The organism is Brevibacterium album DSM 18261, assembly GCF_000426445.1.
GTDB lineage: Bacteria > Actinomycetota > Actinomycetes > Actinomycetales > Brevibacteriaceae > Brevibacterium > Brevibacterium album.
Map to the genome: position 1 here is coordinate 135,906 of NZ_AUFJ01000011.1, position 25,595 is coordinate 161,500.

The 25,595-nt window shown below is 72.5% G+C and carries 23 protein-coding genes and 2 pseudogenes; 24 read left to right on the plus strand and 1 reads right to left on the minus strand.

The window, feature by feature from the left end:
- Positions 1–42 precede the first annotated feature (42 nt).
- The 16 genes and pseudogenes from efp to K318_RS0108005 all read left to right on the plus strand — a co-directional run bounded on the left by efp (position 43) and on the right by K318_RS0108005 (position 16,237).
- Entirely contained in the window at positions 43–606 is a 564-nt protein-coding gene (gene efp, locus K318_RS0107930) for an elongation factor P (RefSeq protein WP_029089093.1), read from the plus strand.
- A complete protein-coding gene (gene nusB / locus K318_RS0107935; RefSeq protein WP_029089094.1) occupies positions 603–1,001 on the plus strand; it encodes a transcription antitermination factor NusB in 399 nt (132 codons plus the stop codon). The genes efp and nusB overlap by 4 nt, the downstream gene beginning before the upstream one ends.
- Positions 1,002–1,128: 127 nt before the next feature.
- Positions 1,129–1,695, plus strand: a complete 567-nt coding sequence (gene pyrR, locus K318_RS0107940; protein ID WP_029089095.1) for a bifunctional pyr operon transcriptional regulator/uracil phosphoribosyltransferase PyrR — start codon at positions 1,129–1,131, stop codon at positions 1,693–1,695.
- Complete coding sequence (locus K318_RS0107945) at positions 1,692–2,687, plus strand: aspartate carbamoyltransferase catalytic subunit (RefSeq protein ID WP_029089096.1); 996 nt, start codon at positions 1,692–1,694, stop codon at positions 2,685–2,687. Before pyrR ends, K318_RS0107945 begins: the two co-directional genes overlap by 4 nt.
- On the plus strand, positions 2,684–4,000 hold the full coding sequence (locus tag K318_RS0107950; RefSeq protein ID WP_029089097.1) for a dihydroorotase: 1,317 nt from the start codon (positions 2,684–2,686) through the stop codon (positions 3,998–4,000). Before K318_RS0107945 ends, K318_RS0107950 begins: the two co-directional genes overlap by 4 nt.
- Positions 3,988–4,482: a PH-like domain-containing protein gene (locus K318_RS0107955; RefSeq protein ID WP_029089098.1), complete on the plus strand. Its 495-nt coding sequence runs from the start codon at positions 3,988–3,990 to the stop codon at positions 4,480–4,482. Before K318_RS0107950 ends, K318_RS0107955 begins: the two co-directional genes overlap by 13 nt.
- Before the next feature lies 1 nt (position 4,483).
- On the plus strand, positions 4,484–5,665 hold the full coding sequence (gene carA, locus K318_RS0107960) for a glutamine-hydrolyzing carbamoyl-phosphate synthase small subunit (protein ID WP_051297703.1): 1,182 nt from the start codon (positions 4,484–4,486) through the stop codon (positions 5,663–5,665).
- A gap of 22 nt (positions 5,666–5,687) precedes the next feature.
- Positions 5,688–8,963, plus strand: coding sequence for a carbamoyl-phosphate synthase large subunit (carB, locus tag K318_RS0107965; protein WP_029089100.1), 3,276 nt, complete (start codon positions 5,688–5,690; stop codon positions 8,961–8,963).
- Complete coding sequence (pyrF, locus tag K318_RS0107970; RefSeq protein WP_029089101.1) at positions 8,963–9,817, plus strand: orotidine-5'-phosphate decarboxylase; 855 nt, start codon at positions 8,963–8,965, stop codon at positions 9,815–9,817. Before carB ends, pyrF begins: the two co-directional genes overlap by 1 nt.
- 54 nt (positions 9,818–9,871) lie before the next feature.
- Entirely contained in the window at positions 9,872–10,204 is a 333-nt protein-coding gene (gene mihF, locus K318_RS0107975) for an integration host factor, actinobacterial type (RefSeq protein WP_029089102.1), read from the plus strand.
- A 19-nt stretch (positions 10,205–10,223) separates the two neighbouring features.
- Positions 10,224–10,796, plus strand: coding sequence for a guanylate kinase (gene gmk / locus K318_RS0107980; RefSeq protein ID WP_029089103.1), 573 nt, complete (start codon positions 10,224–10,226; stop codon positions 10,794–10,796).
- Positions 10,793–11,071 (plus strand): annotated as a pseudogene (gene rpoZ, locus K318_RS25885) (DNA-directed RNA polymerase subunit omega); the annotation flags it as partial. The gene gmk and the pseudogene rpoZ, both read left to right, overlap by 4 nt.
- Positions 11,072–11,226: 155 nt before the next feature.
- Positions 11,227–12,498, plus strand: a complete 1,272-nt coding sequence (gene coaBC, locus K318_RS0107990) for a bifunctional phosphopantothenoylcysteine decarboxylase/phosphopantothenate--cysteine ligase CoaBC (protein WP_029089104.1) — start codon at positions 11,227–11,229, stop codon at positions 12,496–12,498.
- A gap of 9 nt (positions 12,499–12,507) precedes the next feature.
- Positions 12,508–13,713, plus strand: a complete 1,206-nt coding sequence (metK, locus tag K318_RS0107995; protein WP_029089105.1) for a methionine adenosyltransferase — start codon at positions 12,508–12,510, stop codon at positions 13,711–13,713.
- A gap of 1 nt (position 13,714) precedes the next feature.
- Positions 13,715–15,793, plus strand: coding sequence for a primosomal protein N' family DNA-binding protein (locus K318_RS20300; protein WP_051297704.1), 2,079 nt, complete (start codon positions 13,715–13,717; stop codon positions 15,791–15,793).
- A 36-nt stretch (positions 15,794–15,829) separates the two neighbouring features.
- Positions 15,830–16,237: a GNAT family N-acetyltransferase gene (locus tag K318_RS0108005; RefSeq protein ID WP_029089106.1), complete on the plus strand. Its 408-nt coding sequence runs from the start codon at positions 15,830–15,832 to the stop codon at positions 16,235–16,237.
- A 132-nt stretch (positions 16,238–16,369) separates the two neighbouring features.
- Here the strand turns inward: K318_RS0108005 and K318_RS23635 are convergent, their stop codons facing one another.
- Positions 16,370–18,430, minus strand: a complete 2,061-nt coding sequence (locus K318_RS23635) for an HNH endonuclease signature motif containing protein (RefSeq protein ID WP_029089107.1) — start codon at positions 18,428–18,430, stop codon at positions 16,370–16,372.
- A 457-nt stretch (positions 18,431–18,887) separates the two neighbouring features.
- On the opposite strand from K318_RS23635, the gene K318_RS20310 reads away from it, so the two are divergent.
- The 8 genes and pseudogenes from K318_RS20310 (at position 18,888) to K318_RS0108050 (ending at position 25,588) form a co-directional block, all read left to right on the plus strand.
- Positions 18,888–19,505, plus strand: a complete 618-nt coding sequence (locus tag K318_RS20310) for a TetR/AcrR family transcriptional regulator (RefSeq protein ID WP_084499870.1) — start codon at positions 18,888–18,890, stop codon at positions 19,503–19,505.
- Complete coding sequence (locus tag K318_RS20315; protein WP_084499872.1) at positions 19,502–20,275, plus strand: ABC transporter ATP-binding protein; 774 nt, start codon at positions 19,502–19,504, stop codon at positions 20,273–20,275. The genes K318_RS20310 and K318_RS20315 overlap by 4 nt, the downstream gene beginning before the upstream one ends.
- Complete coding sequence (locus tag K318_RS0108025; RefSeq protein ID WP_051297706.1) at positions 20,272–21,036, plus strand: ABC transporter permease; 765 nt, start codon at positions 20,272–20,274, stop codon at positions 21,034–21,036. Before K318_RS20315 ends, K318_RS0108025 begins: the two co-directional genes overlap by 4 nt.
- Before the next feature lie 74 nt (positions 21,037–21,110).
- Positions 21,111–22,022 (plus strand): annotated as a pseudogene (gene fmt / locus K318_RS20320) (methionyl-tRNA formyltransferase); the annotation flags it as partial.
- A gap of 232 nt (positions 22,023–22,254) precedes the next feature.
- Entirely contained in the window at positions 22,255–23,865 is a 1,611-nt protein-coding gene (locus K318_RS0108035; protein ID WP_029089109.1) for an RsmB/NOP family class I SAM-dependent RNA methyltransferase, read from the plus strand.
- Positions 23,866–23,915: 50 nt separating this feature from the next.
- Positions 23,916–24,596, plus strand: coding sequence for a ribulose-phosphate 3-epimerase (rpe, locus tag K318_RS0108040; RefSeq protein ID WP_029089110.1), 681 nt, complete (start codon positions 23,916–23,918; stop codon positions 24,594–24,596).
- 29 nt (positions 24,597–24,625) lie between these two features.
- Positions 24,626–25,291 carry a nicotinamide mononucleotide transporter family protein gene (locus K318_RS0108045; RefSeq protein ID WP_035281255.1) on the plus strand — a complete coding sequence of 222 codons (666 nt, stop codon included), beginning with the start codon at positions 24,626–24,628 and terminating at the stop codon, positions 25,289–25,291.
- Between the two features lie 33 nt (positions 25,292–25,324).
- Positions 25,325–25,588: a phosphoribosyl-ATP diphosphatase gene (locus K318_RS0108050; protein WP_029089112.1), complete on the plus strand. Its 264-nt coding sequence runs from the start codon at positions 25,325–25,327 to the stop codon at positions 25,586–25,588.
- The last annotated feature ends 7 nt before the right edge of the window (positions 25,589–25,595 follow it).

Genomic DNA, 25,595 nt, shown 5'->3' on the forward strand with positions numbered 1-25,595 from the left:
ACCCTCGCACACCCTCATCCTCCACACGAAGGACGCACATACGTGGCAACGACGAACGACCTGAAGAACGGAATGGTTCTCAACCTGGAAGGCCAGCTGTGGCAGGTCCAGGAGTTCCTTCACGTCAAGCCGGGCAAGGGCCCCGCCTTCGTGCGGACCAAGCTCAAGAACGTGCTCAGCGGCAAGATCATCGACAAGACGTTCAATGCGGGCACCAAGGTGGAGACGGCCACGGTCGATCGCCGCGACATGCAGTACCTGTACCACGACGGCACGGACTACGTCTTCATGGACGCGCGGGACTACGACCAGGTCCCGCTCACCGAGGCGCTCGTGGGCGATGCCGCGAACTACCTGCTGGAGAACCAGGACGTGCAGGTCGCCTTCCACGAGGGCACCGCGCTGTACGTCGAGCTGCCCCCGGCCGTCGAGCTCACCATCACGCACACCGAGCCCGGTCTCCAGGGTGACCGCTCCTCCGGCGGCACGAAGCCCGCGACCGTCGAGACCGGCCTCGAGATCCAGGTGCCGCTGTTCCTCGACGAGGGCGTGAAGGTGCGCGTCGACACCCGCACGGGCGACTACCTGGGTCGCGTCAAGGAGTGAGCGCCCGCACACGCGCGCGCCGCAGGGCGCTCGAGCTGCTCTTCGAGTCCGAGGCCAGGGGCATCGCGCTCGGGGAGATCATCGCCCTGCGGTCCGACGACCCCACGTATCCCATGAAGGAGTACGCGGTCGAGATCGTCGACGGGGTGGCTGCCCACGCCGAGGAGATCGACGAGCTCATCCGCACCTATGCGCGCGGCTGGGAGCTCGACCGCATGCCCGGCGTCGATCGCGCCCTGCTGCGCATCGCGACCTGGGAGATCCTGCACAACGACGCCGTCGACGCGCCCGTCGCGATCAGCGAGGCGCGGAGCCTCGCGCGGGAGTTCTCGACCGACGATTCGCCGGCCTTCATCGGCGGCGTGCTCACGAAGATCGCAGACCTCGGGGACTGAGCCCCGGCAGGTCGAGGTCGTGCAGGCGACGGACCGGTGCGGGGGACCGCGCCGGTCCGCGCTACAATCGAATCCGCTACGCCTGACACTCCTTTAACGCCGTCCGGAGAGACGGGGAAGGACCACCATGAGACAGCGCACTGTGCTCGATGAGGCGGAGATCTCACGAGCGCTCACCCGCATCGCCCACGAGGTGCTCGAGGCGAACAAGGGGGCCGAGGGCCTCCTCCTGCTCGGCATCCCCACCCGGGGCGTCCCGCTCGCGGCCCGCCTCGCCGCGCTCATCGCCCGGATCGAACCGGGCTGCGACGCGGATGCCCTCGCCGGCAGCCTCGACATCACCCTGCACCGGGACGATCTGCGCACCGGGCCGCTGCGTGCGGCCGGCCGCACCGAGATCCCCGGCGGCACCGTCGACGGCCGGACCGTCGTCCTCGTCGACGACGTCCTCTTCTCCGGCCGCAGCGTCCGGGCCGCGCTCGATGCGCTCTCCGGCCTCGGCCGGCCGGCGGCGGTGCGGCTCGCCGTCCTCGTCGACCGGGGCCACCGGCGGCTGCCCATCCGCGCCGACCATGTGGGCAAGAACCTCCCGAGCGCCCTCGACGAGCGCGTGGGCGTGCAGCTGAGCGAGACCGACGGCACTGACGCCGTCGTCATCTCCGGCGCGGCGGAGCCGGGGGAGGAGGGCGCATGAAGCACCTGCTGTCCACCGCGGACCTCAGCCGGGCCGAGGCGATCGACCTCCTCGACGTCGCCGAGGAGATGAGCCGGGCAACCGCCCGCGAGGTCAAGAAACTGCCCGTGCTGCGGGGACTCACCGTCGTCAACCTGTTCTTCGAGGACTCGACGCGCACCCGCATCTCCTTCGAGGCCGCCGCCAAGCGGCTCTCGGCCGATGTCATCAACTTCGCGGCGAAGGGCTCCTCGGTGTCCAAGGGCGAGAGCCTGCAGGACACGGCGCAGACGCTCTCGGCGATGGGCGCCGACGGCGTCGTCATCCGCCATGCCGGCTCCGGCGCCCCGCACCGGCTGGCCTCGGCCGGCTGGATCGACGCCCCCGTCGTCAATGCGGGCGACGGGACCCACGAGCACCCCACCCAGGCCCTGCTCGACGCCTTCACGCTGCGCCGCGTGCTGAACGGGAAGCCGGCCTCGGGCGCTGCGACGGGCACGGAGGGCGCCGGCCTCGACGGGGCGAGGGTCGCGATCGTCGGCGACGTCCTGCACTCGCGGGTGGCCCGCTCCAACGTCCACCTGCTCACGACTCTGGGCGCACGGGTCGTGCTCATCGCCCCGCCCACCCTGCTCCCGGTGGGCGTGGGCAGCTGGGACTGCGAGGTCGCCTACGATTTCGACGAGGCGCTGGCCGAGCACGACTTCGACGCCGTCATGATGCTGCGCGTCCAGGCCGAGCGGATGCACGCGGCGTTCTTCCCGACCGAGCGCGAGTACGCCAGGCGCTGGGGCATGACGGACGCCCGGGCGGCCGCCCTCGGCCCGGAGTGCGCCATCATGCACCCCGGCCCCATGAACCGCGGCTTCGAGATCAGCGCGGCCGCCGCAGACTCCCCGCGCGCCGTCGTCCTCGACCAGGTCGCCAACGGAGTGAGCGTGCGCATGGCCGTCCTCTACCGCCTGCTGACCGCACAGACCGCCGCCGGCAGCGGCACGGAAGGAGAAGCGTGAGAGACACGACCCTCATCAGGGGCGCACAGCTGCCCGACGGGACCACGGGGGACGTCGCAGTGGCCGCAGGCCGCATCGTCGAACCCGCCGCGCTCGGGACCCCGGACGCCGTGGTCGACGCGGCGGGCCTCATCGCACTGCCCGGCTTCGTGGACATGCACACGCACCTGCGCGAGCCCGGCCGCGAGGACGCCGAGACGGTGCTCACCGGCTCGCAGTCGGCGGCGGCCGGAGGGTTCACCGCCGTCCATGCGATGGCCAACACCTCGCCCGTGGCGGACACCGCCGGCGTCGTCGAGCAGGTCTTCCGGCTGGGTCTGGCCGCCGGCTACACCGAGGTCCGGCCCGTGGGCGCCGTGACGGTGGGCCTGGCGGGCAGCCAGCTGGCCGAACTCGGCGCGATGGCCGATTCGCAGGCGGCGGTGCGGGTGTTCTCCGACGACGGCCACTGCGTGCACGATCCGCTCGTCATGCGCAGGGCGCTCGAGTACGTGAAGTCCTTCGACGGCATCATCGCCCAGCACGCCCAGGAGCCCCGCCTCACCGAGGGCGCGCAGATGAACGAGGGCGCCGTGAGCGCGGAGCTCGGCCTCCCCGGCTGGCCCGCGGTCGCCGAGGAGTCGATCATCGCCCGCGATGTGCTCCTGGCCGAGCACGTGGGCTCGCGGCTGCACGTCTGCCACGTCTCGACGGCCGGCAGCGTCGACCTCATCCGCTGGGCCAAGTCCCGCGGCATCAGGGTCACCGCCGAGGTCACCCCGCACCACCTCGTGCTCACGGACGAGCGGGTGCGCTCCTTCGACCCGGTCTTCAAGGTGAACCCCCCGCTGCGGCGGGCCGAGGACGTCGAGGCCCTGCGTGCGGGCCTGCTCGACGGGACGATCGACGTCATCGGCACGGACCACGCCCCGCATCCGGCCGAGCACAAGTGCGCGGAGTGGACTGCGGCGGCGATGGGCATGGTCGGCATGGAGACCGCGGCCGCGGTCGTCCTCGAGGCGATGAGGGACACGGAGTTCTCCTTCGCGGACCTCGCCCGCGTCATGAGCACCCGGCCGGCGGAGATCACGGGCCTCTCCGCACATGGTTCGCTCGCGGTCGGGGCGCCCGCCAACCTCGTCCTGCTCGATCCCGACGCCCCGCACACGGTGGAGCCGGCCGCGCACCTGACGAAGGGCCGGAACAATCCCTTCGGCGGCACGACCCTGCACGCGCGGATCACCGACACCTTCCTCTACGGCCGGCGCGTCCTGGCCGAGGGCGCGCTGGCCGCACCGCGCCCGGAATCCGGGGCCGCCGCATGGAGCGTCTGATCCCCACCCTCGTCCTGCTGGGCGTGGCCGGCCTCGTCTTCGCCGGGATGTGGTGGGGCTGGCGCCGGCGCAGCCGTGCGCAGCAGGGGCTGCCCGCCCCGCCCGCCCCCGTCGAGGGCTCCGAGGTCCTCGCCGCACCCGTCGAGGGTATGTACGTCGCGACGACCACGGCCGGCGATCCCTACGACCGGATCGCCGCGCACGGCCTCGGGCTGCGGACGCAGGCCCTCGTCGTCGCGACGGCCGCCGGCCTCGTCATCGAGCGCTCCGGCACCCGCGACCTCCTGCTCCCCTGGGAGGCGATCACCGGCGTGCGCGCCGGCCAGGGGATGATCGGGAAGTTCGTCGAGCCCGCCGGCCTCGTCATCGTGGGCTGGCGCCTCGGGGACACCGAGGTGGAGACCGGCTTCCGCACGCGCGCCGCCGCCCTCCGCACACCACTCATCGAGACCATCCGCCGCCTGCACCAGGAGGAGCGCTGACATGGACCAGCCGCAGATCAGACAGTCACAGTTCGACCGCAGCCCTGCGGCCCTCGTCCTCGAGGACGGCCGGGTGTTCCGCGGTCGCGCCTACGGGGCGCTGGGCAGGACCCTGGGCGAGATCGTCTTCACGACCGGGATGACCGGCTACCAGGAGACCCTCACCGACCCCTCCTATGCGGGCCAGATCGTGGTGCAGACCGCACCGCACATCGGCAACACCGGGGTCAACGACGAGGACGACGAATCGGCGGACTACTGGGTCGCGGGCTACGCCGTCTCGCGGGCCTCCCGCCGCGTCTCCAACTGGCGGGCCACGGAGAGCCTCGAGGACCGCCTCATCGCCAGGGGGATCGTCGGCATCTCAGGCATCGACACCCGTGCGCTCACCCGCCACCTCCGCGACCGGGGCGCGATGCGCGCGGGCATCTTCTCCGGCTCCGCGGCCGGGCTCGGCGAGGCGGAGATGCTCGCCGCCGTGCGCGAGGCTCCGGCGATGGCCGGCCGCTCGCTCACCGACACCGTCACGACGCGGGAGGCCTACACCGTGCCCGCCGTCGGCGAGAAGCGCTTCACCGTCGTCGCCTTCGACCTCGGCATCAAGGCCGCGACGCCGGCCCAGCTGGCCGAGCGCGGCATCGAGGTCCGCATCGTGCCCGCGGACACGACCTTCGAGGAGGTGCAGCGGCTCGCGCCCGACGGCGTGTTCTTCTCCAACGGCCCCGGCGATCCCGCGACCGCCGACCATCAGGTGGACGTCCTCCGCCAGGTGCTCGCCGCCCGCATCCCGTTCTTCGGCATCTGCTTCGGCAACCAGCTGCTCGGGCGCGCGCTCGGCTTCGGCACCTACAAGCTCGTGTTCGGCCACCGCGGCGCCAACCAGCCGGTGCTCGACGTCGCGAGCGGCCGGGTCGAGATCACCTGCCAGAACCACGGCTTCGCCGTCGACGCGCCCATCGGGGAGGCCGTCGAGGCGCCGGCGGGCGGCCTCGGCCGGGTCGAGGTCAGCCACATCGGTCTCAACGACCAGGTCGTCGAGGGGCTCCGCTGCCTCGACGTGCCCGCCTTCTCCGTCCAGTTCCACCCGGAGTCCGCCGCCGGCCCGCACGACTCGCGCAGCCTCTTCGACCGCTTCGCGCAGCTGCTCGCCGCCAGCTCCTCCTCCGCCCCCGCCTCCGCCTGAGCCGCACCCAAGGAGTACACACGTGCCAATCAGAGACGATCTGAAATCCGTCCTCGTCATCGGCTCCGGTCCCATCGTGATCGGTCAGGCCTGCGAGTTCGACTACTCGGGTACGCAGGCCTGCCGCGTGCTGCGCCGCGAGGGCCTGCGGGTCATCCTCGTGAACTCGAACCCCGCCACGATCATGACCGACCCCGAGATCGCGGATGCGACCTACGTCGAGCCGATCTCGCCCGAGGTCATCGAGTCGATCATCGCGAAGGAGCGCCCGGACGCGGTGCTGCCGACCCTCGGCGGGCAGACGGCGCTCAACGCCGCCATCGCCCTGCACGACGCCGGCGTCCTCGAGAAGTACGGCGTCGAGATGATCGGCGCCGATGTCGAGGCGATCCAGCGCGGCGAGGACCGCCAGAAGTTCAAGGACGTCGTGGAGCGGGTGGGCGGCGAGGTCGCGCGGTCCGTCATCTGCCACACGATGGACGAGGTCCTCGCGGGCGCCGATGAGCTCGGCTACCCCATGGTCGTGCGGCCCTCGTTCACGATGGGCGGCCTCGGCTCGGGCATGGCCTATGACGAGGCCGACCTCCGCCGCATCGCCGGCGACGGGCTCCACGACTCGATCACCACGGAGGTGCTGCTCGAGGAGTCGATCCTCGGGTGGAAGGAGTACGAGCTCGAGCTCATGCGCGACAAGAACGACAACGTCGTGGTGATCTGCTCGATCGAGAACGTCGATCCGGTCGGCGTGCACACGGGCGATTCGATCACGGTCGCCCCTGCCCTCACGCTCACGGACCGCGAGTACCAGCGGATGCGCGACATCGGCATCGACGTCATCCGCGAGGTGGGCGTCGAGACCGGCGGCTGCAACATCCAGTACGCCGTGCACCCGGAGACCGGCCGCATCGTCGTCATCGAGATGAACCCGCGCGTGTCCCGCTCCTCGGCGCTGGCCTCGAAGGCCACGGGCTTCCCCATCGCGAAGATCGCGGCGAAGCTCGCCGTGGGCTACACGCTCGACGAGATCCCCAACGACATCACGAAGGTCACGCCGGCCTCCTTCGAGCCCGCGCTCGACTACATCGTCGTGAAGATCCCGCGCTTCGCCTTCGAGAAGTTCCCGGCCGCCGATCCCACGCTCACGACCACCATGAAGAGCGTGGGCGAGGTCATGGCGCTCGGCCGCACCTTCGGCTCCGCACTGCTCAAGGCGATGCGCTCGCTGGAGCAGTCGGGCAGCGAGTTCGACTTCTCCCACCGGGTGGACCTCGCGGCTCCCGGCGTGCGCGAGGAGCTGTCCGCGAAGCTGGCCCATCCCACCGCCGACCGCCTGCACAGCGTGCGCCTGGCGCTGGCCTCGGGTATGAGCGTCGAGGAGGTCTTCGAGGCCTCGTGGATCGACCCCTGGTACCTCGACCAGATCCTCGAGCTGCAGGACGTCGCGGATGCGGTCGCCGCCGCTCCCGCGCTCACGGCCGAGGTGCTCCGGCTCGCGAAGGAGACGGGCCTGTCCGATGCGCAGGTGGCCGGCCTGCGCGGCATGTCCGAGCCCGTGGTGCGCGGCGTCCGCCACGCCCTCGGCCTCCACCCCGTGTACAAGACGGTGGACACGTGCGCCGGCGAGTTCGAGGCGAAGACCCCGTACCACTACTCGAGCTACGAGGACGAGTCCGAGGTCGCCGGCCGCGAGCGCGAGGCCGTCCTCATCCTGGGCTCGGGGCCCAACCGGATCGGCCAGGGCATCGAGTTCGACTACTCCTGCGTCCACGCCACGATGGCGCTGCGGGAGGCCGGCTACGAGACCGTCATGGTCAACTGCAACCCGGAGACCGTCTCGACGGACTACGACACCGCCGACCGCCTCTACTTCGAGCCGCTCACCTTCGAGGACGTCTACGAGGTCTACCAGGCCGAGCTCGCGGCCGGTCCGGTCGCCGGCGTCGTCTGCACCCTGGGCGGGCAGACGCCGCTGGGCCTGGCCGCGGACCTCAAGGCCGCGGGCGTGCCGGTGCTCGGCACCCAGCCCGAGGCCATCGACCTCGCCGAGGACCGCCGCGAGTTCGGCGTCGTGCTCGAGGAGGCCGGCCTCCAGTCCCCGCAGCACGGCACCGCGATCACCTCGGACGAGGCCGTCGCGATCGCCGAGGGGATCGGCTACCCCGTGCTCGTCCGCCCCTCGTATGTGCTCGGCGGCCGCGGCATGCAGATCGTCTACGACCGCGAGCAGCTGCTCGGCTACATGGCGACGGCGACGGAGATCTCCGCGACCCGCCCCGTCCTCGTCGACCGCTTCCTCGAGGATGCGATCGAGATCGACGTCGATGCGCTCTACGACGGCGAGGAGACCTTCATCGGCGGCATCATGGAGCACATCGAGGAGGCCGGCATCCACTCCGGCGACTCCGCGTGCATCCTGCCCCCGCTCACCCTGGGCGAGGCGCTCCTCGAGCGGGTCCGCCTGGCCACGGCCCGGATCGCCGAGGGCACGGGCGTGCGCGGGCTGCTCAACATGCAGTTCGCGGTCTCCGCCGATGTCCTCTACGTCATCGAGGCCAATCCCCGCGCCTCGCGGACCGTGCCCTTCGTCTCGAAGGCGACGGGCACGCAGCTCGCGAAGGCCGCCGCCCTGCTGGCCGCGGGCCGCACCATCGCGGACCTGCGCGGGAACGTGCTGCCGGAGTCCGGGGACGGCTCGCGCCTGCCGCTGACCCACCCCATCGCGGTGAAGGAGGCCGTGCTGCCCTTCCGCCGCTTCCGGACGGTGGGCGGCAAAGCCGTCGACTCGCTGCTGGGGCCGGAGATGCGCTCGACGGGCGAGGTCATGGGCATCGCGCCGACCTTCCCGCACGCCTTCGGCAAGGCGATGCTCGGCGCCGGCACCGCGCTGCCGTCCTCGGGCGCGGTGTTCGTCTCGGTCGCGGACCGGGACAAGCGGGCACTCGTGAACCCCGTCAAGCAACTCGCCGACCGGGGCTTCGAGATCGTCGCGACCGCGGGCACCGCCGCGGTGCTCACGCGCTACGGCATCGAGGTGCAGACGCTCGGCAAGAACTTCGAGGCGGCGGAGGGGGAGCGGACCGTCATCGACGACATCGCCGATGCGCGGTTCGGGCTCGTCGTCAACGTGCCCGGCGGCCGTGAGGAGCGCGCCGACGGCTACGAGATCAGGGCCGCCGCGACCGCCTCCGCGGTGCCGCTGCTCACGACCGTCGCGGAGTTCGCGGCGGCGGTCTCGGCGATCGAGGCGACGGCCTCCGGGCCGGCGGAGGTCCGCTCCCTGCAGGCCTGGGCCGGCTGATGCCCACGGCACCCGAGCGGCTGCGCGCCGCGCTCCTGGCCAGCCCTCTGTGCGTGGGCATCGACCCCCATGCGGGGGAGCTCGCCGCCTGGGGCCTGCCGGACACGGCCGCCGGGGCGCGCGAGTTCTCCCTGCGCCTGCTCGAGGCCGTGACGGCCTCGGGCGCGTGCGGGGTGCTCAAGCCCCAGGTCGCGCTGTTCGAGCGCTTCGGCGCGGCCGGCTACGCGGTGCTCGAGGAGGTGCTCGCGGCCGCGGGGGAGGCGGGTCTGTTCACGATCGCCGATGCCAAGCGCGGGGACATCGGCTCGACGATGGCCGGCTACGCCGAGGCGTGGCTGAGCCCCGCCTCCCCGCTCCGCTCGGATGCCGTGACGGTCTCGCCCTATCTGGGCTTCGGCTCCCTCGAGCCCGTCGTGGCCGCCGCGGACGAGCACGACGGGCTCGCCTTCGTGCTCGCGCTCACCTCCAACCCCTCCGGGCCGCAGGTGCAGCACGCGGTGACCGCGAGCGGCGCCTCGGTCGCCGCGACGATGGCCGCCGAGGCGGCAGGTGCGGCCTTCGCGGGCCCGGCTCCGCGGCTGGGCCTCGTCGTGGGCGCGACGGTGGGATCCGCTGCGCAGGACCTCGGGATCGACCTCGCGGGCTTCGCCGGCCCCGTCCTCACGCCCGGCTACGGGGCGCAGGGGGCCGGGGGCGAGGAGCTGCGCGCGCTGTTCGGCGACGCCGGTGCGGAGGGACGGCTGGCGGTCAACAGCTCGCGCGGGATCAGTGGTGCGGGACCGGAGCTCGCGGCGCTCACGGCCGCGATCTCGCGCACGGCAGGTGAACTCCGGGGGGCGCTGGGCTTAGACTGAGCCAAACCGCATAGCTCCACGCTCACCCACCCACCTATCGAGGAGATCGCAGCCGTGGCACTTCCGGAGCTGACCCCGCAGGAGAGAGAAGCCGCACTCGACAAGGCATTCGCCGCCAGACAGGCGCGTGCCGCGGTCAAGGCGGAGCTCAAGAGCGGGGACACGACACTGGCAGACGTCCTGAACCGCGCGGAGACGGACGAATCGCTCGAGAAGATGAAGGTGCACGACCTGCTGCGGTCTCTGCCCGGGGTGGGGGACCGGCGCGCGACCGCTCTCATGGAGACCTACGGCATCGCGGCCTCCCGTCGCATCAAGGGTCTCGGGGTGCATCAGCGCGCCGCACTGCTGGAGCACTTCGCCGCGGGCTCCGGCCCGGGCGAGTGACCGAAGAGACCAAGGACATATGACACGACTGACAGTACTGGCGGGCCCCACGGCCGTGGGCAAGGGCACCGTCAGCGCCTATATCCGCGAGCACTTCCCCCAGGTCTGGTTCTCCGTCTCCGCGACGACGAGGCCGCCGCGGCCGGGCGAGGTCGACGGGGTGCACTACCACTTCCTCAGCGATGCCGAGTTCGATGAGCTCATCGCCTCCGGCAGCCTGCTCGAATACGCCGTCGTCCACGGCCGCCACCGCTACGGCACGCCGCGGGCGGCGGTCGAGGCCGAGATCGCCCGCGGGGGCAGCCCCCTGCTGGAGATCGATCTGCAGGGCGCGCGCCAGGTGCGGGAGGCGATGCCCGAGGCGCTGTTCGTCTTCCTCGCCCCGCCCAGCTGGGAGGAGCTCGTCCGCAGGCTGGTGGGCCGCGGCACGGAGACGCAGGAGGAGCGGGAGCGCAGGCTTGCGAGCGCGAAGATCGAGCTCGCGGCCGAATCCGAGTTCGACAGGACCGTCGTCAACACCGAGGTGGGCGCGGCGGCCGGGGAGATAGTAGGATTGATGGGCTTGAACACTGACGAGATGGAGAACCTGTGACCAACACCCCCGAGGGCATCACCAACCCGCCGATCGACGACCTGCTGGCGGTCACCGACTCGAAGTACGAACTCGTCATCGAGAGCTCCCGCCGGGCCCGTCAGATCAACTCCTACTACGCGCAGCTGCAGGAGGGCCTGCTGGAGAACGTGGGCCCGCTCGTGACGCCCGAGCCCAACGAGAAGCCGCTGTCGATCGCGCTGCGCGAGATCCACGAGGGCAAGATCGTCATGCGCGAGGCCACGGAGGCGGACTTCGCCCCGGTCGAGGAGCCGGTCTACACCGACGACTTCGGCTTCGGCGAGGCCTTCGGCGGTCCGGCGATGCGCTTCGGCGCGGACAGCGCGGCCGCCGATCTCGCAGCCGGAGATCTCGCAGCGCCCGCGGAGGCGGACGCGGAGACCGAGCAGCCCCCGGCCGCAGACGCGGAATGAGGATCGTCCTCGGCGTCTCCGGGGGGATCGCCGCGTACAAGGCGGCGCACGTCCTGCGGGGACTCAGGGAGCGCGGACACGAGGTGAGGGTCGTCCCCACCCGTGCCGCGCTCCGCTTCGTGGGCGCCCCCACATGGGAGGCCCTGTCGGGGCAGCCGGTCGCCGCCGATGTGTTCGAGCGCGTCGACGAGGTCGAGCACGTGCGGGTGGGCCACGAGGCCGATCTCGTCGTGCTCGCACCGGCGACGGCGGACCTGCTGGCTCGCGCCCGGGCCGGGCTCGCCGACGACATGCTCACGGCCACCCTCCTCACCGCGACCTGCCCGGTCGTCGCCGCTCCCGCGATGCACACGCAGATGTGGGAGCACCCGGCGACCGTCGAGAACGTCGCGGTCCTGCGCGAGCGGGGCTGGACGGTCATCGAACCGGACTCCGGCCGCCTCACGGGCAGCGATTCCGGCCCCGGCCGGCTCCCGGAGCCCGAGGCGATCATCGGGCATGCGCTCGCGGCTGCGGGCGAGGGACCCGGGCCGGGGGCGGAGGCCCGCACGGCCGGGAAGGATGCGTCCGGACCGCTCGCGGGCCTCACCGTCGCCGTCTCGGCCGGAGGCACGCGGGAGCGGCTCGACCCGGTCCGCTTCCTCGGCAACCGCTCCTCGGGCAAGCAGGGAGCGGCACTGGCCGCCGCCGCGGCAGAAGCCGGCGCCGAGGTGGTGCTCGTGAGCGCGAACGTGGACTCCGCGGTGCTCGCCGGGCTGCCCGCGGGCGTCCGGGTGGACGAGGTCGAATCGACCGAGGAGCTGTTCGCCGCGATGGCGGGACTTGCCTCGGACGCGGACGTCATGATCATGGCCGCGGCGGTCGCGGACTACCGTCCCGCGGCCGCCGCCGAGCACAAGCTGAAGAAGTCCGGGCAGGGCCTGAGCATCGAGCTCGTCGAGAACCCGGACGTGCTCGCGGCCCTCGTGGCCGCGCGCGCGGAGGGCCGGTCCCGCAGCGGGCAGACGCTCGTGGGCTTCGCCGCCGAGACCGGCTCGCCGGAGAAGCCTGCGGCGGTCTATGCGCAGGAGAAGCTGCTGCGGAAGGGCTGTGACCTCCTCGTCTTCAACGACGTCTCGGAGGCTCGGGCGTTCGGCACCGAGGACAACGAGATCACCGTCTACCGGCCCGCCGCCGGGCGCGCGCAGGCCGTCGCCACCGCTTCGGGCTCCAAGCGCGAGGTGTCGGAAGAAGTCATGGCCGCGATCGTGGCCGAACGCAATCGTTAGGATGTCCCGGTGACCACATCACCTCTGCGCCAGTTCACCTCGGAGTCCGTGACGGAAGGCCATCCGGACAAGATCTGCGACCAGATCTCGGATGCCGTCCTCGACTCGCTCATCCGCCAGGACGCGAACGCGAAGGTCGCCGTCGAGACGATGGTGACGACGGGTCTCGTGCACGTCGCGGGCGAGATCAGGACGGAGGCCTACGCGGACATCGCCGGGATCGTGCGGAAGACGATCACGGACATCGGCTACGACTCCTCGGACAAGGGCTTCGACGGCCATTCGTGCGGTGTGTCCGTGTCCGTGGGCGAGCAGTCCAGCGACATCCACGCCGGGGTCATGACCTCCTATGAGCGCCGCACCGGCGGGGACGTCGAGGATGCCTCGACCGCGCTGGGCGCCGGGGACCAGGGGCTCATGTTCGGCTATGCGGACAGCTCGACGGATGTGCTCATGCCCCTGCCGATCCACCTCGCGCACCGGCTCTCGGAGCGGCTCACCGAGGTCCGCAAGAGCGGCGTGCTCGCCGATCTGCGGCCCGACGGCAAGACGCAGGTGACGATCGGCTACGACGGCGAGCGCGCCGTCAGCATCGAGGCCGTCGTCGTCTCCACGCAGCACGGCCTGCAGTTCCGCAACGACCAGGGCGCGCTGCGCGAGGCGCTGCACGAGCTCGTCATCGATCCCGTCCTCGCAGGCGTCGAGCTCGACCGCGAGGGCATGCGCTGCTTCATCAACCCGGCGGGTCCGTTCATCACGGGCGGGCCGATGGGCGACGCCGGGCTCACGGGCCGGAAGATCATCGTCGACACCTACGGCGGTTACGCCCGCCACGGCGGCGGTGCGTTCTCCGGCAAGGACCCCTCGAAGGTGGACCGCTCCGCGGCGTATGCGATGCGGTGGGTGGCGAAGAACATCGTGGCGGCCGGGCTCGCGGAGCGGGCCGAGGTGCAGGTCGCGTATGCGATCGGCGTCGCCGAGCCCGTGGGCCTCTACGTCGAGACCTTCGGCACGGAGAAGGTCGCACCCGAGCGGATCTCGGCCGCCGTCCGCGAGGTGTTCAACCTGCGCCCGGCCGCGATCATCCGGGACCTCGACCTGCTGCGCCCGGTGTACCGGGAGACGGCCGCGTACGGCCACTTCGGCCGCTCGGGCGAGGGCTTCACCTGGGAGCGCACCGACCGTGCGGAGGAGCTCGCCCGGCTGGCAGGCTGATATGGCCCGGCCGTCGGAGCCGCCGGGCCTGTTCGACGAGGAGGGCCTGCCCGGGGCGGGCCTGTCCGAGGCGAGTCTGTCCGCGTTCGTCGGGGTGCGTCTGCGCGGCGGTGCCGAGGCGGCCGGGGAGCTGCCGGTGGCGCAGGTGCTGCTCGAGGGGACCGTGCCGCATCTCGCGCGTCCCTTCGACTACGGCGTGCCCGCGACGCTCGACGCGCAGGTGCGTCCCGGTGTGCGTGTGCGCGTGCGGTTCTCCGGGCGGCTGCTCTCCGGTTTCGTGCTGGAGCGGACCGCGGAGACGGCGCACGCGGGGGAGCTCGCCCCCATCGAGCGCGTCGTCTCCGAACTGCCCGTCCTCACCCCGCCCGTGCGGACGCTCGCCGAGGCCGTTGCCGATCGCTGGGCGGGCACCGTGCCCGATGTCCTGCGGCTCGCGGTGCCCCCGCGGCATGCGGCGGGCGAGAGATCGGCGCTGGCGGCCGAGCCCGCCGCCGTTCCGGAGAACCTCGCCCAGGCCTTTCCCGCGCCGGGTGAGGCGGGTCCCGCGCCTGCCGGTGCGGGGGCGGGTGCGGTGTTCGCGGACTTCCTGTCCGCGCTGGAGGAGTCGGCCGGCCCCCGCGCGGCCTGGGCGCTCACCCCGGGCGAGGAGCCCGGCACCGGCTGGATCACCGCGGGTCTCGCGGCGGCGGCGCGGACGATCGCGGCCGGACGCGCGGTGCTCTGGATCGTGCCCGACCACCGTGAGCTCTCCGCGCTGGCGGCAAGGCTGGGGCCGCTCGCGCCGCTGACCGTCCGGCTGTCCGCGGACCAGGGGCCGCAGGCGCGCTGGTCGGCATGGGTGCGCGCCCACACCGGCACCGCGCGGCTCGTGATCGGCACGCGGGCGGCGGCGCTGGCCTCGGTACCGGATCTGGGACTCATCGTGCTCACGGATGACGGCAGCGACCACTACGCGGAGCCGCGTGCGCCGTATCCGCACGTCCGGGAAGTGTGCCTGCTGCGCGTGCGGCTCACGGAAGCGGGCCTGCTCATGCTCGGCAGCGACCGGACGGTGGAGGTGCAGCGGCTCGCGGAGACGGGCTGGCTGGCCTCGCTGGAGGACGGCCGCGCTGAGCGGCGGGAGCGGGCGCCCCTCGTGCTCATCCCGCGGGCGGACAGTGCGCAGGAGCGGATGCCGCGGGAGGTGTTCGAGGTCATCCGCGATGCGCTGGGGCGCACGCGGCGGGAGGTCGCGGAGGGACCGGTGCTCGTGCAGGTGCCGCGGGCCGGCTATCTGCCGATCGTCGCGTGCGCGCGGTGCGGGGATGTGCTCGCGTGCCCGCGGTGCGAGGCGCATCTCGCGGCCGCCGGGCCCCAGGGCCCGTTCGCGTGCGCGCACTGCGGTCTGCACGAGGAGCGGATCGCCTGCCCCCGGTGCCGTTCGGATCGGATGCGGGCCGTGGTCCGCGGCGTGGAGCGGACGGCCGAGGAGCTCGAGAGGGCGTTCGGGGACTTCCCCGTGCTGCGCTCGGCGGGGGAGTCGATCCTCGCGCAGGTGCCGGGGGAGCGCTCGATCGTCGTCGCGACGACGGGGGCCGAGCCCTATGCCGAGGGCGGCTATGCCGCGGCCGTGCTGCTCGACACGCTGTGGCCGGGACCGGGCCTCGACGGCATCGAGCGCGCTGTGAGCAGGCGGCTGCGGGCGCTCTCGCTCGTGCGCGCGGCCTCGGCCGGCGGGCGGGCGCTCGTGCTCGACGACACCCCCACCGTCGTGCGGACCCTGCAGACCTTCGATCCTGTGGGCCATGCGCGCGCGGTGCTCGAGGACAGGCGCGCGACGCGCCTGCCGCCCACTGTGCGCACCCTGCGGCTCGAGGGCGAGCGCAGGGAGGTCACCGCGTTCCTCGCCGAGGTCGAGGCGCAGACTCCCGATGCGCTCAGGCTCCTGCTCGCGGAGGAGGAGCCGCACAGCCGGCTGCTCGCCTTCGACTACGGCCGCGCGGCCGCCGTGTGCGCGACGGTGCGGGCGGTGTCCCTGCGCCGCTCGGCCGCAGGTGAGCCGGTCGTCCGCCATGTCATCGACTCGTACCGCCCGCTGTGAGCGGGCGGTGATCGCTGGTGCTGAGAGGATGGGATCATGACCGAGTACCGGCTCGTGGAGGAGCCTCCTGCGTGGCAGGACTACATGACGCTGCGGAGCGAATCGGGCCTCACACCTCGGTCCGAGGAGCAGGCGAGGGCGGCCGTGGGCGCCAGCTGGGCCTTCTGCCATGTCCGTGACGAGGCGGGGCGGGCCGTGGCGATGGGCAGGATCATCGGCGACGGCGGCTGGTACTTCCACATCGCCGATATCGCCACCCTGCCCGCGTATCAGCGCCAGGGCCTCGGCGAGCGGGTCATGCGGTGGCTGCTCGCCCAGATCGCCGAGCGAGCACCGGCGAACCCCTACATCACGCTCATCGCCGACCCGCCCGGACAGCCCCTGTACCGGAAGCTGGGCTTCGTCTCCACGGACCCCAGCCTCGGCATGGTTCTGCGGGGCTGATGCGGGCTGGATGTCGGCAAGCAGGGTGTCGGCAAGCAGGGTGTCGGCAGGCTGAGCGCGGGCGGGGCCGAGCACAGGCGGGGCTCCCTGGCTCAGGTGAACGGCGCGGTGTGAGCAGCTCTGGCGAGATCATCAGAACGGCGGAGGTGCGTCCTCCTGTGGAGAGGGCCTGGGCTGGCCGACCCCGATCAGGGCTGGGCTGCTCTGTTCTGCTGCCCCGTTCCGCTCTGCCGGAGCGCCGTGCTCTGCTGAGCTGATCGACGAATCGGACTCGTTCAGGAGCGCGGCGAGTTCGCGTGCGGCGAGGACATCGGCGATGTTCGCATCCGCGAGGCTGAGTGCCTCACGACCGTAGGGGTGGTTCCAGCGCTCCACGCCAGGTTCGTCCGCGTCCACCGTGACCGTGAGGATGCCCATCGTCTTGAGTCGATGGCAGTGGCGGCACAGGCTGTGGAGGTTCTGCGGTTCGGTCGGCCCGCCGCGGCCGGGGCTGCTGTGGTCGAAGGGCACGATGTGATCGGCCTCGCAGCGGGCGGCCGACCGCGTACAGCCCGGCGCCGCGCACTGACGGTGCTTGGCATCGACGGTGCGTCGCATGCCCGCGGGCACCCGATAGGTCCGTGCGACCTCGTCGAGCACGCGCCCGTCCGCGGCATCGGTGAGGAGCCGATGGAGCACCGACTGCGTCGACACGATGCGGCGGGCGATCTCGGCCGGGACGGGGGAGAGGCCTGCCAGGTCTCCGGGGAGTCTGCAGTCTCCATCGAGCAGGGTGAGCACCGGGACCGTCACGGCGACGCTTGCCTGCTGGGCGAGCCATTCGCCCTCGGTGGGGTAGCGGACGGTGAGGAGCTGGGGCTCCCCGAGGCCGACAGGGCCTGCCCGTGCTGCGTCATCGACGCCTGTACTGTTGAGGATTCCTGCATGGCCCTGTGTTCCAGCACGACCCTGTGTTCCAGCGCTGCCCTGTATTTCTGCGCTGTCCTCGGTCCCTGTGTTGTCCTCGGTCCCTGCGCTGTCCTGGATTCCTGCATGGCCCTCCTTCGCGCCCGCCCTGCCCGCTGCTGCCCGTGCGCACACGTGCGTGGCCGGGGCGGCGAGTGCGGCGAGATCGAACATGAGCTGATCGAGGGTCCGTTCGTCGGCGACCTCGACCCTCCGGGCATCGACCGCCTCGCCGTCGGAATCGGTGAGGATCAGCCCCCGGGCGCCGCGTTCGCGGATCACACGGGCCGTCGCCTCGAGGCGGGCCACCCAGGGCGCGAGGGTGGTGACGGAGCCTTCGAGCAGGACAGTGCCCATGCCGCTGGGCAGCGCCTCGAAGCTCAGGCGACGCTCGTCGTGGATCGTCTTCGCACGGGCCACGGGCGGGGCGCAGAGGTCGATGAGCCTCTGCACCTGTCGGGTGAAGGTCTCCACGGAGGCATCGAGGAGGCGCGAGTGCTCTCCGCTCAGTGCCACCTCGCGGTCGAGCCCGCGCAGATCGCCGAGCGGGAGGGCCGTGCTCCGGCGGATGAGCGCATCGAGCTTCGCAGCGCTCATCCGCCCGCACAGCACATGGTGGAGGCAGCGGGTGAAGCCGAGATAGGCGGTGAGTGCATCGGCGACCGCCCGCTTCGCGCGCGTCCGGGTGAGATCGGCATCCACGATGAGAGCGTGCACGACTTCCGGCGGCACCCGCGTGCAGGCGATCTCCCGGATCGAGAGGGCGCCGTCCGCGGTGAGCAGCCTGTCGAGGAGAGCGGGTTCGTCCTGGGCGAGTGCGGCCAGCGCGGTCTCGGCCACCGTGACGAGGTGCACTGCCGTGAGCCGGTCAAGCGCGTGTGCGGTCGTCTGCATACCCCGTGAGATGCGCTCGACCTCGATCGAGGCCGCCAGGGCATCGAGATCGGCGTTCGGAGCCCGCCCCGCGTCACCCTCGCGGGCAGGGGCGAAGACCGGCAGGCGGGGTGTGGTGCCGGCCTCCGGCGGGCCGAGGAGCCCGCCGCTTCCCCGGGCGAGGTAGCCGCAGAGATCCATTCCGTTCGTGAGCTCGACCTCCTGCGCCTCCGGGACCGGAGCGACGCTGAGGGGCCTGCATGCCGCTCGCTCGCGGGCGGCGGCGAACTTCCGGTGCGCGCGCGACCCGCGCCGCGGTCGCAGCCGCTGCGGTGCTTCCGCGGCGCATTCCTCACCGGCCGTTCCGATGCCCATGAGTCCCACCTCTCTGTGAGGACCTGTCCTTGTACAGACCTGTCGGATGCATTCGTCGTGATGCAGTCATCCGGATCTGCCAGTCGGAAGGCTCCTGTCTGTCGGAATACCCCGATCCGTCTCACCGATCCACATCACTGTTGATCTGTCTGCGACTTTACAATGAGGCACGGACACAACTCCGCGCGCAATGATGATCTATGCGTGCGCGCAGGTCAGAACCTGCGTGCGAGTCCTCCCTGCGTCCGGCTCCCTCCCTGCGTGCGGGCCCTTCCCTGTCCGGCTCCCTCCCCCTGTCCGGCTCCCTCCCCGTGCCCGGTTCCCTGCGCGTCCGGTCCCCTGCGGAGAGGATCCCCTGCGCGCAGAGCTCTCCGCCCATGCAGTGCCGTCAGTTCCCCTCCCCTCCCCGCCGGTTGCGCTCTTGTGCCCATAAATGTGAGTGACTAACATCAGACCCATGAGCCGATGGCAGCGCACTCACGAGGGACTGCGACGGGCGGCGATGGAGCTGTTCGTCCAGGACGGCTATGCGGCGACGACCACCGCCCGGATCGCGGCGCGCGCAGGGGTGAGCGAGATGACGCTGTTCCGTCACTTCGCATCGAAGGAGTCCCTGCTGCTCGACGATCCCTTCGATCCGCTCATGGCCGAGGCGGTCCGCGCGCGGCCGCAGAAGGAACGGTCCATGCGGGCGCTGGCGGAGGGCATCAGGGAGACCTGGGGCGGGATCGGCGCCGAGGCCGTGGCTCAGCAGCGTGAGCGCCTGCGGCTCCTCGCGGAGACGCCTGCGCTGCGGGGAGCGATCGAGCGCAACAGCACTGCGACGGCCGCCGCGCTCGCCTCGGCCCTCGGTGAGCGCGGAGTGCCGGACGGTGCGGCGCGTGCCGCGGCCGCCGCGATGATCGCCGGCCTGGGCGCCGTGCTCCTGGACTGGGCTCGCGCGCACACCGAGCCGGTCCAGCACGAGACGCCGGTCCAGCACGAGACACAGCACCAGCACACAGAGCCGGACGCAGTGAGCCTCGAACGGGCCCTGCACGCCGCGCTCGACGTCCTGGGCGGGGGTGCGCCATGACCGCGCCGCTCCTGTCGCTCGAGGGGGTCTCCCGGGGCTTTCGCGGCGACTCCGGGGTGGAGGAGCTCGTGCTCGAGGTCGCGGCGGGCGAGATCGTCGCGCTCATCGGGCTCAACGGCGCGGGCAAGACGACCCTCATGCGGCTGGCGCTCGGGATGCTCCGGCCGCGGGAGGGGACGATCCGGCTCTTCGGCGTCCCGCTGCCGCACCTGCCGAGGCGGATGTGGGCGCAGGTGGGCACGCTCATCGAGACGCCCCCGGCCTACCCGGAGCTGACGGTGAGGCAGAACCTGCGCCTGGCCTGCCTCCTGCGAGGCACGGAGCCCCGGTGCGCGGAGGCGGCCCTCGGGACCTGGCGGCTGGATGCCGTGGCCGCACGGCGGTTCCGCCGCCTCTCGCAGGGCAACCGGCAGCGCACCGGCCTCGCGCTCGCCCTCCAGCACGATCCCCGTCTCATCGTCCTCGACGAGCCGGGGAACGCCCTCGATCCCGCCTCCGTCCTCCTGCTGCGGGAGCAGCTCATGCGTAGGGCGGAAGCCGGTGCCGGGGTGCTGGTGAGCAGCCATCACCTCGACGAGGTCGCACGGATCGCCGACCGCATCCTCCTCATGAACGCCGGCCGGCTCATCGGGGAGCTCGATCCCGCAGGACAGGACCTCGAACGCGCGTTCTTCGCGCGCATCCGCGCAGACGACACCCACCGCGCCGACGACACCCACCGCACCCCTGACGGCGATTCCGCCGGGGGTACCCGAGGAGGCCCAGCATGATGCGCTCCGCGATCCTGGCCGAGACGCTCAAGCTCCTCCGCTCGCCGGTCGGGACGATCGGGACCCTGGCCCTCGTCCTCGGCGTCCTCGCACTCGTGGGAGGACTCATCCTCGGCATCGCGAGCGGCAGTCCCCGCCTCGTCGCGCAGGCGAAATTCTCCGGCATCGACGTCACGGCGGGCTGGCAGGGGCTGCTCTCCACCGCCGCGCAGATCACCGCCGCCGGGGCGCTCCTCGGCTTCGGGGTGGTGCTCGCGTGGATGTTCGCGCGCGAGTTCGCCGAGGGCACAGTCGCAGGCCTCTTCGCGCTGCCGGTGACGCGCGGACGCATCGCATTCGCCAAGTTCGCCGTCCACGGCCTCTGGGTGCTGCTGGTCGGCAGTGCTCTCACCGGTGCGCTCCTGGGCCTCGGCCTGCTGCTCGGCTACGGCCCGCCCGGGGCGGAGGCGCGGGCGGGCCTGGCTCGCCAGTTCGCGCTCACGCTGCTCTCCGGAGCGCTCACCGCTCCCGTCGCCTGGGTCGCCTCACTCACCCGCTCCCTGCTCGCCGGGACGGCCGCTGCGATCCTGCTCGTGATCATCGGGCAGATCGGGGCGCTCGCCGGGACCGGCGCATGGCTCCCGCCTGCCGCGCCCGCGCTCTGGGCGCTGTCCGAGGGGACGGAGGCGGGAGCGGCGCAGCTCGCCCTCGCGGTCTTGACGGCCGGCGCCTTCGCAGGGTTCACCTGCGCGCACTGGGCGCGGCTGCAGCTCGACAGCTGATCCGCCCTCGCTGGCCGGCGGGTGCCGGCCGCCTGCCCGAGGTGCCTCCGTCCCGCCCCAGTAGACTTGCCCGCGTGAGAATCGCCTTCGCCGGAACCCCCGCAGCAGCCGTGCCAGCGCTGAGAGCCCTTGCGGCCTCGGATCACGAGATCGTCACCGTCCTCACCCGGCCGGACGCCCCGGTGGGCCGGAAGCGCGTACTCACGCCCAGCCCCGTCAAGGCGGAGGCCGAGGCGCTGGGACTCCCGGTGCGCGAAGCCGCCCGCCTGCGCGGCGAGGTGCTCGCGGAACTCGCGGACCTGGAACTCGATGCGGTCGCCGTCGTCGCCTATGGCGCCATCGCGGGTCCGCGGGCGCTGGCCACGGCCCGCCTGGGCTGGTTCAACCTCCACTTCTCCCTGCTGCCGGAATGGCGCGGGGCCGCTCCCGTCCAGCGTGCGCTCATGGCCGGTCAGGAGACCTCGGGCCTCACGGTCTTCCGCATCGACGAGGGCATGGACACCGGCGAGGTGCTCCTCCAGCGGTCCCTGCCCCTGCCCGCCGCCGAGGCCGGCACCGTCCTCGAGGAGTACGCGCACGCCGGCGCCGGCCTCCTCGTCGAGGCCTTCGACGCGCTCGCCGCGGGTGCCGCCGTCCTGCGGCCGCAGACCGGCACGGCCAGCCATGCCGCGAAGATCGATCCCGCCGAGGGCCGTCTCGACTTCTCCGCCCCGGCCGCCGAGGTGCTGGCCCGGTACCGCGGGGTCAGCCCGGCCCCGGGCGCCTGGGCTGAGCTGGACGGGAAGCGGACCAAGCTCGGCGGCCTGAGCGCGGCAGCTGCCCTGCCGAGCGCGGAGCCCTCCCTGCCGAGGGCGCTGTCTCCCGGTGAGCTCGTGCCCTCCGGGGGAGCCGGGATCATCGGCACCGCGACGGAGCCGGTGCGGATCGAGCGCATCCAGCCCTTCGGCAAGCCGATGATGGACGTCGCGGACTTCCTCCGCGGCCGCGGGCCGGTGCGGTTCGACCAGCCGGAGCATGCGAGCGCGGCCGCACAGGAGAGCGTCACAGGGGGTAGCGCCAGAGAAGAGGGCAGCACCACACACGACAGAGCTGCACAGGATGCGGCCCCACAGGACAGGGGCGTACAGGACAGTGTCGCAGAGGACGCAGCCGCAGAGGACACAGCCGTACAGCACCGTACGCCGAAGAACCTGACCGCGCAGGCAGAGGAGAACTGAGATGGCACAGCAGCACGGACAGGGCGGTCGGGGCGGACAGGGAGACGGCCGGGGCGGACACGGCGGGCGCCGGAATCCGGAGGGCCCGCGCGGATCGGGCAGCCGCCGGAACCCGGGCGAACTGGCCCGCGGGAACCGGCAGCGCTCCGGAGACGGACAGCCCCGCGGACACAGGCAGACCCGCGGACACGGACAGACCCGCACCCGTTCCCGCAGCGAGAGCGTCCGCCCGCGCACGCCTCGTGAGGTCGCGCTCACGGTGCTGCGGGAGGTCGAGACCGAGGACGCCTACGCGAACCTCCTGCTGCCCGGGCGGATCCGGAACGCGGAGATGAGTCCGCGCGACTCCTCGCTGGCCACCGAGCTCACCTACGGCACCCTGCGCATGCAGGGCCTCTACGACCGCATCGTCCTCACGGCGGCCGAGCGCGATCCGGCCGATCTCGACCCCCTCACCCGCCAGGCGGTGCGCATGGGCGCCCACCAGCTGCTGGGCATGCGCGTGAGGGACCACGCCGCGGTCTCCGAGACCGTCGACGCCCTGCGCGCACTCGGCGGCGGTCGCGCCGCCGGACTCGCCAACGCCCTCCTCCGCCGGGTCTCCGAGCGCTCCCGCGAGGAGTGGCTCGCCGTTCTCACCGCGGACGTCCCGGAGACCGAGGCGCTCTCGCTCGCCCACTCGCACCCCGCCTGGATCGTGCGCGCGCTCGGGCAGGCCCTGCGCGGCCACAAGCGGGCGGACGCCCGCACGGGCGGTCTCGAGTCCGTCCTCGCCGCGGACAACGCCCCCGCGAAGGTCACCCTCGCCGCCCTGCCCGGACTCGCGGACGCCGAGGAGCTCGCGCTCACAGCCGGTCACCGCGGTGCGCTCTCACCGCTGGCCGTCGTCCTCGACGGCGGCGATCCCCGCGACGTCCCCGGTGTGGACGCCGCACGCGTGCGGGTGCAGGACGAGGGCTCGCAGCTCATCGCCCTCGCGCTCGCGCAGGCGAGCGCCGCGGAGCACCCCCGCTGGCTCGATCTGTGCGCCGGTCCCGGGGGCAAGACCGCGGTGCTCGCCGCGCTCGCCGCCCAGCGGGGAGGCCGCGTCGAGGCGGTGGACGCCTCCGCGCACCGGGCGGAGCTGGTGCGGGACTCCGTCCGGGCGAGCGCCGATGTCGTCGACATCGCCCGGGCCGACGGCCGCGCATTCGCCGCCGACCGCCCCGAGCGCTTCGACGGCGTGCTCGTCGATGCCCCCTGCACCGGCCTCGGCGCCCTCCGCAGGCGCCCCGAGGCGCGCTGGCGCAGGCGCCCGGAGGACGTCGCCGCACTCGCCGAGGTGCAGCTGGGCCTGCTCGACGCCGCGCTCACCGCCTGCGCCCCCGGCGGGGTCGTCGCCTATTCGACGTGCTCCCCGCACTGGGCGGAGACCGGGAGCATCGTCGACGAGGTGCTCGCCGGACGCCGGGACGCGGAGGTCCTCGACGCCGCCGCCGTGCTCGCCGAGGTGACGGGGGCCGAGGCGGACTCCTTCGCCTCGGCGGTCCGCGGCGAGGGGCGCTTCGTCCAGCTGTGGCCGGACGTCCACGGCACGGACGGGATGTTCCTCGCCCTCATCCGCAGGCGCTGAGAGCTGCGCCCCTGAGCCGCTGCGCCCCTGAGCCGCTAGGATCGACTGCCGTGGGCATTCACATCAATCCGAGCATCCTGTCAGCCGATTTCGCGCAGCTGGGCGCCGAACTCCAGCGCATCAGCACCGCGGACATGGCGCACGTCGACGTCATGGACAACAGCTTCGTCCCCAACCTCACCTTCGGCCCGCCCGTCGTCGAGCGGATCAGAGCGGTCTCGCCCGTCCCGCTCGACGCGCACCTCATGATCGCGGACCCGGACCGCTGGGCGCCGCAGTACGCCGATCTCGGCTGCGCCTCCGTGACCTTCCACCTCGAGGCCGCCGCGGCCCCCGTGCGCCTGGCCCGCGAGCTGCGGGCGCTCGGGGCGCGGGCCAGCGTCGCAGTGCGTCCGGCCACCCCGGTCGAACCGCTCATCGACCTCCTCCCCGAGTTCGACCAGGTGCTCATCATGACGGTGGAGCCCGGATTCGGCGGGCAGAAGTTCCTCGACGTGTGCCTGCCCAAGATCACCCGCATGCGGCAGGCGATCTCGGCCTCGGGCCTCGACATCGCCCTCCAGGTGGACGGCGGCGTCTCCGAGTCGACGGTGGACCGGGTCGTGGATGCGGGTGCGAACGTGCTCGTCGCGGGCTCGGCGGTCTACGGCGCCGAGAGCGCGGAGGCCGCCATCGCCTCCCTGCGCACCCGTGCCGAGGAGCGGGCCGAGGAGCGGGCCGGGTCCCGCTGAGTCCGGCCGCGGGGCTACCCTTGGTGGTCGTGGACATCCTCGACCTCCTCAACACGCCCGTCTTCACCCTGGGCGCCGTGCCGGTGCCGATCTCCGATCTCATCGGCAACATCTGCGCGCTCGCGACGGTGTACCTCGCCCTGCGGCGCAACATCCTCTCGTGGCCCGTGCAGATCCTCGGCTCGATCCTGCTGCTGAGCGCGAGCATCGGCGCGGGCCTCGGCGGCAACGCCTCCCGGCAGGTCGTCATCATCGCCGCGGCGGTGTGGGGCTGGACCCGCTGGAAGGCGGCGAAGGAGGAGGCTGGGGAGGTCCAGGTCCGCTGGGGCACGTGGAAGGAGCGGATCTGGCTCATCGCGGTGCTCGCGGCGGGCACGGCCGGGTTCGGCGCGCTGCTGGACTGGGGCGGCTGGTCGTGGAACCCGTACCCGGACGCCTACATCTTCGTGGGCTCGCTCGTCGCCATGGTCGCGCAGGGGCGGGCGATCGTCGAGTTCTGGTTCGTGTGGCTCGCCGTCGACCTCGTCGGCATCCCGCTCGCGATCTCCGGGGGGCTCCTGTTCTCCGGCATCGTCTACCTCATCTTCCTCGTGATGGTGATCATCGGGATCGTCGACTGGGGCAGGCGGTCCAAGCAGCGCATCTCCTCCCCGCACGACATCTCCGCCGACGTCTCGCGTCCCGACCCCGCGTGACGCGGGGCCGGCCGTCTGGACTACCCTGGCCCTGTGAAGGACTTCGACACTCTCTACGCCGAACTCTCCGAGAAGGCGCGCACCCGGCCCACCGGCTCGTCCACCGTCGCGGAGCTCGACGCGGGGGTCCATCAGATCGGCAAGAAGGTCGTCGAGGAGGCCGCGGAGGTCTGGATGGCCGCGGAGTACCAGAGCGATGCCGAGCTCGCGGAGGAGATCTCCCAGGCCCTCTACCATCTGCAGGTCATGATGATCGCCCGCGGGCTGACCCCCGCGGACGTCTACCGCTTCCTCTGAGCCGCAC